At 44.5% G+C, this 13448-nt stretch carries 16 protein-coding genes; 4 read left to right on the top strand and 12 right to left on the bottom strand.

Annotated elements, in window-relative coordinates; translation table 11 throughout:
• Positions 1 to 20 precede the first annotated feature (20 nt).
• Positions 21 to 1475 (bottom strand): cardiolipin synthase, encoded by a 1455-nt coding sequence (cls, locus tag TW84_RS03985; RefSeq protein WP_045974383.1) that lies wholly within the window; start codon positions 1473 to 1475, stop codon positions 21 to 23.
• A gap of 404 nt (positions 1476 to 1879) precedes the next feature.
• Here cls and TW84_RS03980 point away from each other — a divergent pair, with 404 nt between their 5' ends.
• The 3 genes from TW84_RS03980 to TW84_RS03970 all read left to right on the top strand — a co-directional run bounded on the left by TW84_RS03980 (position 1880) and on the right by TW84_RS03970 (position 5072).
• The gene (locus TW84_RS03980) at positions 1880 to 3310 is read left to right on the top strand and encodes a sodium-dependent transporter (RefSeq protein ID WP_045974382.1); all 1431 of its coding nucleotides are present in this window, start codon (positions 1880 to 1882) and stop codon (positions 3308 to 3310) included.
• Between the two features lie 122 nt (positions 3311 to 3432).
• On the top strand, positions 3433 to 4128 hold the full coding sequence (locus TW84_RS03975; RefSeq protein WP_045974381.1) for a TIGR01621 family pseudouridine synthase: 696 nt from the start codon (positions 3433 to 3435) through the stop codon (positions 4126 to 4128).
• Between the two features lie 11 nt (positions 4129 to 4139).
• A complete protein-coding gene (locus tag TW84_RS03970) occupies positions 4140 to 5072 on the top strand; it encodes a class I SAM-dependent methyltransferase (RefSeq protein ID WP_045974419.1) in 933 nt (310 codons plus the stop codon).
• A 271-nt stretch (positions 5073 to 5343) separates the two neighbouring features.
• Here TW84_RS03970 and TW84_RS03965 read toward each other — a convergent pair whose 3' ends face one another.
• The 5 genes from TW84_RS03965 to TW84_RS03945 form a co-directional block, all read right to left on the bottom strand.
• A complete protein-coding gene (locus TW84_RS03965; RefSeq protein ID WP_045974380.1) occupies positions 5344 to 5949 on the bottom strand; it encodes a CDP-alcohol phosphatidyltransferase family protein in 606 nt (201 codons plus the stop codon).
• Positions 5942 to 6592, bottom strand: coding sequence for an ATP-binding cassette domain-containing protein (locus TW84_RS03960; RefSeq protein WP_045974379.1), 651 nt, complete (start codon positions 6590 to 6592; stop codon positions 5942 to 5944). Before TW84_RS03960 ends, TW84_RS03965 begins: the two co-directional genes overlap by 8 nt.
• The gene (locus tag TW84_RS03955; RefSeq protein WP_045974378.1) at positions 6558 to 8267 is read right to left on the bottom strand and encodes an ABC transporter permease; all 1710 of its coding nucleotides are present in this window, start codon (positions 8265 to 8267) and stop codon (positions 6558 to 6560) included. The genes TW84_RS03960 and TW84_RS03955 overlap by 35 nt, the downstream gene beginning before the upstream one ends.
• Positions 8268 to 8294: 27 nt before the next feature.
• Complete coding sequence (locus TW84_RS03950) at positions 8295 to 9437, bottom strand: ABC transporter substrate-binding protein (protein ID WP_045974377.1); 1143 nt, start codon at positions 9435 to 9437, stop codon at positions 8295 to 8297.
• 204 nt (positions 9438 to 9641) lie between these two features.
• Positions 9642 to 10088 (bottom strand): META domain-containing protein, encoded by a 447-nt coding sequence (locus TW84_RS03945; protein WP_045974376.1) that lies wholly within the window; start codon positions 10086 to 10088, stop codon positions 9642 to 9644.
• A gap of 213 nt (positions 10089 to 10301) precedes the next feature.
• Here TW84_RS03945 and TW84_RS03940 point away from each other — a divergent pair, with 213 nt between their 5' ends.
• Positions 10302 to 10550: a DUF1289 domain-containing protein gene (locus tag TW84_RS03940; RefSeq protein WP_045974375.1), complete on the top strand. Its 249-nt coding sequence runs from the start codon at positions 10302 to 10304 to the stop codon at positions 10548 to 10550.
• A 72-nt stretch (positions 10551 to 10622) separates the two neighbouring features.
• Here TW84_RS03940 and TW84_RS03935 read toward each other — a convergent pair whose 3' ends face one another.
• The 6 genes from TW84_RS03935 to TW84_RS03910 form a co-directional block, all read right to left on the bottom strand.
• On the bottom strand, positions 10623 to 10844 hold the full coding sequence (locus TW84_RS03935; RefSeq protein ID WP_045974374.1) for a hypothetical protein: 222 nt from the start codon (positions 10842 to 10844) through the stop codon (positions 10623 to 10625).
• A gap of 336 nt (positions 10845 to 11180) precedes the next feature.
• The gene (locus TW84_RS03930; RefSeq protein WP_045974373.1) at positions 11181 to 11579 is read right to left on the bottom strand and encodes a GspS/AspS pilotin family protein; all 399 of its coding nucleotides are present in this window, start codon (positions 11577 to 11579) and stop codon (positions 11181 to 11183) included.
• Between the two features lies 1 nt (position 11580).
• On the bottom strand, positions 11581 to 11877 hold the full coding sequence (locus TW84_RS03925; RefSeq protein WP_045974372.1) for a YciI family protein: 297 nt from the start codon (positions 11875 to 11877) through the stop codon (positions 11581 to 11583).
• 113 nt (positions 11878 to 11990) lie between these two features.
• Positions 11991 to 12389 carry an acyl-CoA thioester hydrolase YciA gene (gene yciA / locus TW84_RS03920; RefSeq protein WP_045974371.1) on the bottom strand — a complete coding sequence of 133 codons (399 nt, stop codon included), beginning with the start codon at positions 12387 to 12389 and terminating at the stop codon, positions 11991 to 11993.
• A gap of 92 nt (positions 12390 to 12481) precedes the next feature.
• On the bottom strand, positions 12482 to 13033 hold the full coding sequence (locus TW84_RS03915) for a septation protein A (RefSeq protein WP_045974370.1): 552 nt from the start codon (positions 13031 to 13033) through the stop codon (positions 12482 to 12484).
• A 127-nt stretch (positions 13034 to 13160) separates the two neighbouring features.
• Positions 13161 to 13403 (bottom strand): hypothetical protein, encoded by a 243-nt coding sequence (locus TW84_RS03910; RefSeq protein ID WP_045974369.1) that lies wholly within the window; start codon positions 13401 to 13403, stop codon positions 13161 to 13163.
• Positions 13404 to 13448: the final 45 nt, after the last annotated feature.

Genomic DNA, 13448 nt, shown 5'->3' with positions numbered 1-13448 from the left:
CAAGAGTAAGAAATAACAGATTACAGAAGTGGGTTAAATAGGTAGTAAGTACGCTCTAAGAAACGTGAATATAGAGAGCGCTTTTTCCATTCCTCTAACTTCACTTGATGGGAGGTTTGCATATAATTCTCTTGAAGCCAATACATCTCTTTAGTGAATGCTTCGTCATCGATAGCCAATGTGAGCTCAAAATTAAGCCAAAGGCTGCGCATGTCCATATTAACGGTTCCTACTAAACAGAACTGTTGGTCAATAACAACCGATTTGGTATGCAATAGGCCACCATAAAACTCGTAAATTTCTACACCAGCTTCCATTAACTCAGCATAAAACGCCCTCGAAGCCCATTGGACCATCAGTGAATCGTTTTTGTGCGGGATAATCAGTTCAACGGAAATGCCTCGTTGCGCCGTCATTTTGAGGGTTTCGAGTAGATCTGCACTGGGTACGAAATAGGGAGTGGTTATCCTCACGGATTGATTAGCCTGATTAATCGCGAGTGTCAGCACCTGTGAGATCAGATGCTCAGGCATCCCTGGCCCAGAAGGCACAACTTGCACTGGATGTTGAGGTTCATTTGGATCCAGCCGGCATTCTGGTAGCTGAGGGAGTGAACGAGAGCCAGTTTCCACTTCCCAATCCCAGCAGTGGATAGCAGAAAGAACATTTACGGTTGGGCCAGTGACACGGACCATCATATCGATCCATTGTCCGACGCCTGACTCTTGTTTGAAGAAAGCTGGATCAACGAGGTTCATTGAACCTGTATAGCCAATATTGTCATCTATAACGATGATCTTGCGGTGTTGACGGAGATCGAGACGACGCAGAAAAATACGCCAAGGACTCACTTCCAATGCTTGCACTACTTCCACACCAGCGGTTTGCATCATCTTGAGCCACGGACTGCGGAAGAAGCGTGGGCTGCCTGCTGAGTCGAGAAGCAGTTTGACGTCCACTCCACGCTTTGCAGCCCTTATTAGTGCGGAGGCGACTGAATCGGCAAGCCCACCCGGATGCCAGATGTAAAAAACCATTCTTACGCTTGTCTGCGCACTCTCAATATCATTAATGATGGAGTGGAGTATTTCAGTAGGCGAGCTCTGAAGAGACAGTGTATTGCCACTCAAGGCTGGCAGGCCCAAGCGGTTGTTGCACAACTCATCAATGCGATAGATGTGGCGTCCAAAGGTCTTAGTATCGTGTGCATGGCACTCATTAAGACTGGAAAACCATTTAGCGAAAGGAGCAAACATCTCTTTTGCACGTTCTGCTCTTTTCCGCCCAAGATTCAATTCACCAAATAGGAAGTAGCATCCGACCCCAACAATGGGAATGATGTAGATGATCATTAGCCATGCGAGAGAGACGCTAACGGCTCTCCGTTTCAGAACGACGCGCAAAGTCACTCCTGCAACTAGAATCCAGTAAAAGACAATGCCTGCTAATGTGAGGAAGTGATAGAACTTTTCCATTCAATTTCCTGAATAAATCAATTGGTTGTGCGTAGTGTATGGCTAGCTTAGATATTAAATCCAGTTCACAGCGCCGACAACAAAATTTCGTTGCTAAATGTTGTTATGAGTAATGTGACATAAGTGGTTAGATAAATATCAGGAATAGAATTATTATGTTATGAAAATGTAAATTGTAGATAAAAGAGGAGGGTTTTGATTAAAAAAGCAGCGTTTAAGCATGCTATACCGTGTCGTGGTGGGAATTTATACTTTTTGGGGTTCCAATTTTACTCCCAAACTGCTTTACTTGCCACAATGTTAGGGTCACTCAGAATTCTAAAAGGTGTAAATAAAAATGCACACTCAACTTTTCGACGCCTAACCTAGCAAACACAACTAATGAATTTATTAATGGAGTAACCGTGGCTACCAGTACAAGTGCAAAGCCCCGTGATACATGGGGGTCTAAATTAGGCTTCGTAATGGCCGCAGCAGGTTCTGCTGTAGGTTTGGGCAATATATGGAAGTTTCCTTACACAGCAGGTGAGAGTGGCGGCGGTGCGTTCGTAGCTATCTATCTGATTTTTGTTATTTTTATCGGCTTTAGCGTTATGTTGACAGAGTTCGCTATTGGCCGTAGGACAGGTTTATCTGCAGTCGGTGCGTTTAAGTCTACCGATCGTCGTTGGACATTTTCTGGTGTCATCGGTGTTTTCAGTGGCTTGCTTATCATGGGTTTCTACCCAGTAGTAGGCGGTTGGGCACTGGCATACATCTTTAAAGTTGGTGGTGGACTACTCAATACTCCTGAAGCGATCGGCGATAGTTTTGGTGGTTTTACCTCTGACCCTTTTCAGCCATTGATGTGGATGGGTATTTACCTAATTTTTAACATCGCTATCGTAATTAAAGGTATTTCTGGCGGTATCGAAAAGGCGGGCAAGATTCTGATGCCACTGCTGTTCCTCATCCTGATCGTTGTATCGGTAAAAGGCTTAATGCTGCCAGGTGCGATGGCCGGCTTAGAGTTTCTATTTATGCCAGATTTCTCTAAAGTGGATAGCAATGTTGTATTGGCTGCACTAGGGCAGGCGTTTTTCTCACTAAGTCTCGGTATGGGTTGTATGATGACATACGGTTCTTACCTGAAGAAGAAAGAGAATCTAGTTCAGACGACCGGCATGGTGACAGCAATGGATACGGGTGTTGCTATCCTAGCTGGTGTGGCCATGTTCCCAGCGATGTTCGCATTTGGTATGGAGCCAGCAGAAGGTCCTGGTTTGGTGTTTGTTGTTGTTCCTCAGCTGTTCGCTGAAATGGGTGGTGTTATTGGCCTTATCTTCGCGCTGCTGTTTTTTATCGGTCTCACTGTTGCAGCATTAACATCGTCAGTTTCATTGCTTGAAGTAGTGGTTTCTTACTTAATCGATGAGAAAGGTATGAAACGACCAACAGCGGTAATCGCAGCCAGCTCGGTCATGGCGGCGCTGTGTGTGTTTGCTTCTCTATCTCTGAATGGTGTAGGTCCAACTCTGTTTGGTACAGGTACATTCGACATTTTTGTCTTACTGACTGACAAGATCTTCCTAGCCGTTGGTGGAATGCTGGTATGTATCTTTGCGGGCTGGCGTCTAAGTCGTGCCGAGCTTGAGAAAGAAATCACTAACGATGGTAAAGTACCTTTCCCTCTATTTGGTCTTTGGTACAACCTGGTGAAATTCGTTATTCCTGTTGCTATCGCAATCGTTGCTTTCATGGGCATTAAGTCTGGCTTCGATAGTGGCAAAGGTGAAATCATGCTATTGGGTATTGGGATCATTGCGCTTGTTGGTCTCTTCTCTAAGAAACTGTAACGCTGAATCCAAACAACAGCATAAACGGGAAGCCAATATGGCTTCCCGTTTTTATTTGCTTATCTACTCATGGAATTCAATCGCATAACAGGTATACTCATGCGTCCAAAGTGGAGCCCTCTATGTTTGATATCGTTTATTCTCACTCAGACTTTGTCGTCATTAACAAACACCCCAATGTTTCAGTTCATAAAGATGATGGCGAAACCATGTTGCTACATGAAGTGGCATTGTTTACTGGAGATGAGCAACTCTACCTTGTGCATCGATTGGATAAGATGACTTCTGGGCTTCTTTTGCTTGCGCGCAACGCTGCGGCTGCAAGTGAGTTATCGGCACAATTTGCTCTACGTCGTGTGGAGAAATTCTATTTGGCGATTGGTAGTAAGAAGCCTAAAAAGAAACAAGGGCTTGTCAGTGGTGATATGGAGCGTTCGCGTCGCTCGGCATGGAAACTGACCAACTCTCATTCAAATCCTGCGATCACGCAGTTTCTTTCAGCTAGCGCGGAACCGGGAGAGCGTTTGTTCTTGTGCAAGCCCTATACTGGTAAAACGCATCAAATCAGGGTAGCACTAAAGTCGGTCGGTTCACCTATAGTCGGTGATGCGATTTATACCCCCGCCAGTAAATCAGACCGAGGTTACCTCCATGCATTTGCGCTTGAATTTGAGTTGCATGGAAAAACATTCCAGTTTGTCTGTGATCCTAGAGAAAGTGTTCTGCTTGGAGAAAAATGGCAGCAGGAAAATGTCAGCCAAGGCATTAATGCTTGGTTAAAACCTTGGGAGCTTTCATGGCCGAAAATCAAAAAATAACAGGAACCAGTATGCAGGTTGAACAACTTCCTACATTCTTCGCTCACATTTCGGAGCAGTTATCGAGTGCTTCTAACGAAGTCAGGCGTTTATTTCATGGTCGAGGCCGTGTTTATCAAGGTTTAGAGCAGATCACTTGTGATTGGGTCGATTGCCAGCTGCTGATCAATATATTCAAGAGTGTTGACGATAAGTTTCTTGAACAGCTCAAACAGGGATTGCATGAGTTATCTCAAACTGCGCTATGGCAGGAGAAAGGCGTCAAGTGTGTGGTTATCCAGCATAGATACAGCGAAGGTGCGCCATCGGAAGTGCTTATCGGTGAACTGAACACTAAACCTGTTGTGGTTGAATCAGGGTTGAAGTACCAACTCGATATTGGTCGCAACCAAAATTTTGGTTTGTTTCTCGATATGCGTTTAGGCCGAGAGTGGGTTCAGCAGCATGCTAAACATAAAAATGTTCTTAACTTATTTGCTTATACCTGTGGATTTTCAGTTGCCGCTATCGATGGTGGGGCTGATCAAGTAGTTAACGTAGATATGGCAAGAGCGTCATTGTCGAAAGGACGAGATAACCATAGATTGAATGAGCACAACCTTAATCAAGTGAAATTTCTCGCGTACGATATATTCAAGTCTTGGGGGAAAATCAAAAGATCCGGACCTTATGATCTAGTCATCATCGATCCACCTTCATTTCAAAAAGGCAGCTTTGCTCTAACCAAAGACTACAAAAGAATTCTGCGTCGTTTGCCTGAGTTACTCACCGAAAAGGGCGAAGTGCTTGCATGTGTGAACTCTCCTCAGGTTAGTAGTGATTTCTTGATTGAAAGCATGAAGGAAGAAGCACCCGTGCTGAGCTTTGTTAAACGGTTAGATAATCCGCCAGAATTTGCTGATGTTGATAGTGAAGCGGCGCTTAAAGTGATGCTGTTTCGCTAAATGCACTGAAATCTTTGTCATTCCATCTTGACCTCAACTTAACTTGAGCTTCTATGCTGAAGTCAGAATCACTTCAGTTGGGAGAACGGAGTTGCAAAATGACTACATCAAGCAATTATCAAAGAAAACATTTCAAGAAGGGCCAGCATCAGAATACTACTCTATGCCGAAGCGTAAGTTTCATGTTCCGAGTTTCTTGTCCGGATTGTTGGTTGCAGTGATAATCAATTTTGTCTTTTAAAAAGGTCGCGTTGAGCGACCTTTTTTATGTCTATTTCAGAGTGTGGAAACCTGAATAGATGCGAGTAAAGGTCGTGAACCAGCAGGCTGTGCCAAATAGGTAAGCAATGATGGCAAAGTGCTGCGGGAAAAGACAAAACGCAATGAAACACGCTATGGTTTCAGTGCCTTCAGTCAGACCACTCATATAATAAAGGGATTTGTTTTTATAAACAGGATTCTCTATTCCCCGTTTCCCTGCCATGACAGCAAAAGCAAGGAAGCTGCAGCCAGTACCAATGAATGAGAAAATGAGAAAGGCGCCCGCTACCGCGTTTTGCTCTGGATTAGCGACCACAAAGCCAAATGGGATCAGAGAATAAAACAAGAAGTCGAGGCTGATATCGAGAAACCCACCTGCATCTGTGATGCCTTGACGCCGAGCTAATGCGCCATCCAAACCATCAAACACTCGGTTAATAACGATCAACACAAGTGCCATATCATAGTGCTCAAAGTAGAGAGCAGGAAACGCCAGACACCCAAGAAGAAAACCACTTAGCGTCGTTTGGTTTGCGGTCACACCGAGTTTATCCAATCCAGCGGCGGCAATGGCCAAAGGAGAGCGAATGATTTTGATACTAAATCTATCAAGCATGATGAGTAGTCTCCCACGGCCAACTCAATATCCGCCCATTCTCAGGAACATCATCTTTGTCATGTGTCACCATCAGAGTAGGAATGTTTGCTTCTACCAGTTGAGCGATGACCCAGTCACGAAACTGTGTTCTAAGTTCTTTATCCAGTTTGCTAAATGGTTCATCCAACAGCGCCAGTTTAGGCTTGGCCAGCAGCATTCTGAGTAAGCTGACACGCGCACGTTGGCCGCCGGAGATCTGATCAGGAAAAGAGTCCGAGAGTTGTGATAGCTCAACTTTGTTCAATGCAGTTATAGCTTGATGGCGTCTTTCATCGCCTTTGATTGAGTTAGGAAGGGCAAAAGCAAGATTTTGCCACACGTTTAAATGTGGAAATAGCAAATCATCCTGAAACAGAATTCCAACTTGTCGCTGATGGGGTTCAAGTTCAGCCAAGTTAATGCCATTCAGTAGCACGTGCCCAGAATGGACAAACTCGCTACTCATATGCCCTGCAATTAAGCTCAACAAGGTTGATTTCCCACATCCACTGGGGCCCATTAGACAAACGACTTCCTGCGCTGAAACGGATATATTCAAATCAGAGAATAGGGCTTCACCGTTGGTTTTATGGATGGCGAGGCTTTCTAGGGACAGCGTCATGTGTAAGGGCATCCTTGTTCGTTTGTTGTTGATAATCAGGTTGTCTCAGTGCGAATCTACCAATGAGGATGGCAGAGACAAAGAATACAAATGGCAAGATGGCTTGCCAAATCGCATAGATGGCAGTAACACGTCGATCGAAGCCACTCGAAAGAGCGACAGCTTCCGTGGTCACGGTTGCAATCCTGCCTCCACCGAGCATCAAAGTGGGTAGATATTGCGCCAAGCTTACACTGGCTCCGACAGCCCACGCGTACAAGATGGCAGGCAGCAACAACTTAACCTTAATGTGAAAAAAAACAAAAAGAGGTGTTTTCCCAAGGCTTAATGCTGCTCTAGTATAGTTGTTGTCATAGCTTCGCCATGGGCCATCCAGTGCTAAGTACACAAATGGAAACGCGAAGAACACGTGTGACCAGATAACCCAAACGTAATAGGCGTCACTGGACAAGTAGAGAGTGGTTATCTGGATACCAAACAAGATAGAAAGCTGCGGGATAAGCATAGGCAAAGCAATAACATAACCTGGCAAATGCAAGCGAAAACGGATACGACTTTCCTGAGCTACAACGCCTAATATCACAGCAAAACAAGCGGTGACGGCAGCAATGATCAAACTTTGGTTAATCGTAGGTAATATATTGAGCCACTCATTGTTCCAAAAGCGGTCACTATATCGGGTAGGGAGAAGGTCCGGAAAGCGCCATCGATGAGCGAAACTCCAGATCAACATTAGTGGAAACATGACGCCGGCTAAAATGGCCGAGAAGGTAAACAGCGTTTTCCCGGGGAGATTAAACCCTCTTCGACCTGAGTATTGCCATTGACCAAAATGACCGACGAGTAGTTTTTCGACCAGCACGATTAAGACTAGAAGTAAACTGGCTAACACAAACAGCATAACTGCACCTGATGCCGCACGAGGGATAAGGGATAAGTCCGGATCGTTAAACCACTGCCAGACTAATACGGCCAAAGTAGGTGGATTGGTTGGGCCCAAGATCAAACTCAAATCCACCACGGAAACGCCATAAGCCATCACGGCAAACAAAGCGAAGCGCATTCTTACTAACCAAAGAGGGAAGACCGACTTCCACCACATTTGTGCAGGTGAGTACCCCAGAGAGGAGCTGACTTGATACAGTTTGTCGATTTTAATCTGCTGCAAAACGGGAATGCTCATGAGCAGCAAAAATGGTACTTCTTTAAATGAAAGTGCCATGGCTAAGCCCAGTGCATAAGGGTCATGGACTAACCAAGTTACTTCATGTGTATCGACGTCAATACCTAAGGTTTGTGCCAACAAGCGTGCAACCATACCGGTTGGGGCGAATAGAAAAGCAAATCCAATCGCGAAAGCAACGTGAGGCATTGCTAGTAAAGGTGACAGCAGTGCTTCAACTTTACGCCAATGGCGGTCTAACCAAAGGCTTTGAAGAATGGCAAAGCAGATTAAGCAAGAAAGATAAGTACTCACTATAGAAGTGAATAAAGTCAGCCCAATAGAGTGCTTGATCCCAGGCCATTCGAAAAACTGCTGATAGCTGCTGAGTGAGAAATTGAACAGGCCAACAGGAGGAACGTAGCCAAATGATGAGAGCATTACACCAACTAATCCAGGGATTGTTGGCGCAATGCAAAGCAAAATTAATACTATGTACGCAGCTCTTAACATCTGGCTCTCGTAACTTAACGATTGTTCTTAATTACCGTAGCGTTTTTGCCATTCTGCTTCCAGAGCAGCCTGCCAGCTAGGGTGTGGTTCGGCAACGGATTTAAATAAGGTCGTTTTCTTTGCACTTCCTGTCAGGTATTGATTTTCAAGTACAGATGGATCGCCCCAGATAGACACATCGCCTTTGCGTGATTGCGCTTCAGGGCTTAAAAGAAAATTAATCGCGACTAATGCACCTTCTGTCGCATTCGCATTCCATGGAATTGCTAGGAAATGTATGTTCGACAAAGCGCCTCCATCCATGGCGTACACAGTGGTACTTTCGGCCAGATTACCATTCGCCTGTGCGGAATAAACTGAGTTTGGATTAAACGTGATGGCTAAATCCAACTGCCCATCGTCGAGCAATTGAACTGTCTCAGCAGAGCTGGCCGGGAATTGTTTGCCTTGGCGCCATGCGACTTTGTGAAATTCATCTAGGTACTTCCACAAAGGCGCAGTGACAGCATTGAAATCGACTTGTTCAACGGGTTTGGCTAGAGACGGATCATTAGCGGTCAGTTCGATTAGTACGGCTTTAAGAAAACTGGTGCCATGGAATGCGGGTGGGCGAGGGTAGCTCAATTTGTTCGGAAATGCTTTGGCATAGCTGAGCATTTCAGCATACGATGCTGGAGGGTTGTTGAGCGTCATCTTATCGTGGATGAATACCAACTGGCCTACCCCCCAAGGTGCTTCTAATCCTTCAGTAGGCTCTGAGAAATCACTATCAACGGGCAAGGACTTATCGACTTTTTGCCAACTCGGTAAACGTTCGACAAAAGGGCCGAAAAGCAGTTGGTTGTTCTTCATTGATTTGAAGTTTTCACCATTTATCCATACCATATCGACACTGCCGCCAGTGGTCTTGCCGGCTGCTTTCTCTGCAATTAAGCGAGTTGTGGTTTCGGCGATATCCGTGACTTTGACATGTTTTAGCGTCACACCATATTGTGATTGCAATTGTTTATCTGCCCAGCGCAGATAGTTGTTGATTTCTTGACTGCCACCCCAAGCATGGAAGTACACGGTTTGTCCTTTTGCTTGCTCTGTTACTTGTTGCCAATTGTCTTGTGCTGTGACTCCGACAGACAGAAGTGCAGCAGAGATGAAAGTGATCAGCCTTTTCATGGTTGTCCTTACCCTTTGAATGAATCTATAAGTTTTGTGATAGACCGTGCTACCCATGCTTTTCATTCATTATGACTGAAAAAATTTAATTTTTTTATGTATTTGCAGGAATGGTAGACGGGTTGTATGAGATTTGTTCTCTTTTGCTACGGGCAACAAAAAAGCAGTCATCAATCGACTGCTTTCGTTTATCCTTTTGGGTGATTAGTTTTTCCAATCACTTAGCTTGAAAGTCAGAGTATGAAGGTCATTTTTTAGTACCATACCTTCGTTGGTCAGGGACATGTCGCTCCATTCAGCGAGCGTTGTCGAGAATGACCGCTCTAAATCCATCGCGTCACCCATACACATTTTCATAGTCATGCCCATTTTTTCGATGCGGAACTGGTTATCCTTGAGTTCAGCTTGACCGAAGTAGTTGTTACAACCAGCGTTGCCGTTGGCCATCATTTTTTCGCCCAACTCTAAGCGAGGTCGTTTTTGGTGGTCTTCAAGTTTGATTTCTTTTCCATCAATACTCACCAGTTCCCAGTTGTGATGTTGAAGGTCCTGAACAGTTATTTGCTTCACATCGCCTCCATTGCTTGCGCAAGCCGTCATAACAAACGGTACAGTGACGGCAGCAAGTAATATTTTTGGGCTAAACTTCATAGTAATGAACTCCGAAATATAGAAACATCAATCAACACTTTGTCGACTTTAATGGCACAAAGTATAGGTTATAAAGCACTGTTTTTGTCAGGTTAAGGTCATAGTTTGTTTACAGTCACATAATGAAAGTTATTGAATTTTATTTAATTATAGATGCAATAAAGTAGTGATAGGTGCTTAAAGCGTAGCTGAGAAAACTATGAAGAGGCACAGATGGAGCAGCTAGAATTTTTTGTCGTCCCGAGCCCCTGTGTAGGCGTATGCACAGTAGATGAAAAAGGCTACTGTAAGGGCTGTATGCGCAAGCGTGAAGAGCGCTTTAATTGGCTTACTTTTACCCCTGCCGAGCAATTGCACATTATTAAACTATGTCGCCAGCGCTATCGTCGGAAAATACTCGGTGCCAAAGTTGAACAGCAAGCAGACTCGGATCCCCAAAGTCCTCAGCAAGACCTTTTTTGATTGCTTTAGACACTTTAAACAAACGCCAAGGCGAGAGGTATACCCTATTGCTTATACCCCTCATGTCACTGGTTATTTTAACCCCCACTTGTCACTAACCCAGCCGCCAACATGCTCGTCGAAGTGATTGCCGCTAAAGCGATAATGCTTTTCTGTATGTAGTTCAGAATCAGACTTTGAGTCTAATAATTCTTGAATATAGTTAGCCATGGGATCCCCGCAGTTGAGTCGCTCTTGCCGGGTAGCGACTTCTTTAATTAGTTGCAGGCGATAGGAATTGCTTGCGCGCTTCATTGGGGAATCCTCCTTGGTAGTAACACTAATATGAAAAGTTAGAAGGCGATTAGGTAAGCGTCAATGTGAGAATGCAAGATTAAAGATTATATCTCTTATTTATGGCGATTAAATAGACGTGTTGGGGTTGATTATTTTGATAATCAATAAGCACTTAGGGGTTTTTATCTTTTTATAATGTAATTTAGATGTCATAAAAACTTCATTTTCCCCGTATACTTCGTATGCACCTGAGTTTTTATTAATTGGAGGGGCAAGAGGAAGTGAGTAAATACTTCAATAAATAAGACCCCGCCTTGCGAGGTCTTAGGGGTAATTACTGGGTGAAAAAGCAGGCTAAGGCCTGGCTTGGCAAGTCTGCTTAGTTACGATTTCATCCACCATTAACTGTCCGCGGCTGTTGCGCATTTTCAATCGATAACCTAAACCGACATCCAAATTACTTTTGGTATCAGGATTGGTACAGTATGTGTTGATGCTTTGGCGAAGTACTTGCTGGATGGGTTTGGCGCCTTTGGCATCTTGGTTGTATACCATCATGATTTCTATGAACGGGCCTTTTGCACTGGCTCTCATAATAGAAAGTGGACCGGCTTCCATCGGCAACTCTGAAGCCAATAAACTGGCACGGTTGCTAGCGAGTAGCTCCAGCTGTCGTTGCTTGTCTCCCTCTGGTGATGCACAGCCTGCCAGAAGAACAGCAGAGAGCGCAGCTAAGGCGATCTTTAATTTCATCTTAAAATACTTTCTTGAAAGGTTTGACGATCACTTTTTCGTAGACACCTGCTTCAATATAAGGATCCGCATCGGCCCAGTTCTGAGCCTGTTCAAGGGATTCGAACTCAGCAATCACCGTAGAGCCTGTAAAACCAGCTTCGCCAGGGTTGTCCGAATCAATGGCTGGCATCGGGCCAGCGGTCAGTAGTCTGCCCTCATCTTGTAACTTTTGCAGGCGCTCTAGATGAGCAGGGCGAGCACTTAAACGTTTTTCCAAGGAGTTTTCAACGTCTTGAGAGAAAATTACATACCACATGTATAGATGTCCTTATAATAAATAAGCTACTGAGAAACCGCTTATTGTGTGATTAGCCTAACTCTACAGAATGTAACAGCTTTTTAAAGACCTTCTGACAGCAAAGTGTGAGATTAGTTTTGTTTGATAGGGCGAGGTTTGCCTTCTGTGTCGATAGCCACATAGTTGAACGTAGCATCACATACCATGAAGCGATCTTCCACGCCGTGTTCTTTGACTGGTTTTACCCACACTTCCAGATCAATGCTCATCGATGTACGGCCAATCTTGGTACATTCACCGTAGCAGCATACAACATCGCCAACCTTAACTGGCTTTTTGAAAGTTATCCCTGAAACCGACACAGTGACAATTCGTCCACCAGATATTTCCTTTGCTAGAATGCCGCCTGCTAAATCGAGCTGTGACATGATCCAACCACCAAATATATCGCCATTTGCATTGGTGTCTGCTGGCATGGCAAGGGTGCGTAAAAGCATTTGTCCCCGAGGGGAAGAGATTTCTTTACTCATTTTGACATCCATAAAATTAAACAGCGGCCAATACAGCCGCTGAAATACCCCAATGGGGAAAAATTAGTGTGGATTATATCAAAAACGTGTGGTTAGTCACCAGAGTCGGCTTCGGGCTTGTCTTTTGGCAGATGTTTGTAGATATAGATACCGGTCAGCAAGGTAAAACCAAATGTTGCTGCAAGTAGACCAAAGACTTTGAAATTGACCCACACATCAAGTGGTAGCTCAAACGCAACATACACGTTGAGTCCCGCACAGAGTGAAAAGAACACAACCCACGCCCCAGTAACCTTCGCCCATACTGGATCGGGCAGGCTAATTTCTTTGCCAAGCATCCCCTTTATGGCGGATTTGCCAATGATATGGCTGACGGCAAGGCCGATTGCGAAGACCATGTATACAATGGTGACTTTCCACTTAATGAAATTGTCATCGTGTAGGAATATGGTTAGGCCACCAAAAAAAGCCACCATCAAGAAGGTGACAAGCTGCATCTTTTCAACTTTTTTGTATAAGGCGTAGGTAACGATTATTTGAATTGCTGTCGCTATGATGAGAGCGCCTGTAGCTACGTAGATGTCGTGTATTTTATACAGGACAAAAAAGATAATGAGCGGAATAAAATCGATGAGTTGTTTCATTGTAGAGTCTGTGAGTTGCCAAATTGCCCTCAGTCTAACCAAATCTGTACAATTCACAATGGTTGAAGCCCCTGTTGCGATGACATACCAAAGCCAGCGATATCTTTCTGGCCTTGGTGTTGTATCATTAGGAGTGCATTTCAAAGTGTCGTATCAAGGGTTTGATGTCTTCTAGATAGCCTTCGTTTTTAAGGTTAGCGACAGCGACCTCCAGCTCTTCATTAGTCATGGAGAAACAGCTGGATTTGCCAGTCATGTAATTGAGATAGTCATGATACTCGTGCTCAGTGAAATGACCTATGCGATCAACTAACAAGCTTTTGATTCCATGATGGATAAGGCGATAATACGTATGTCGATGAATTTCCATAAACAGCCTCTCTTATCTGTGTCTGCCCGGTAACAGTCTCAGGCT

This window comes from Vibrio neptunius, assembly GCF_000967495.1.
Taxonomy (GTDB): Bacteria; Pseudomonadota; Gammaproteobacteria; order Enterobacterales; family Vibrionaceae; genus Vibrio; species Vibrio neptunius.
Note: the sequence above shows the minus strand (reverse complement) of the source record. Positions and strands in the feature narration are given on the sequence as shown.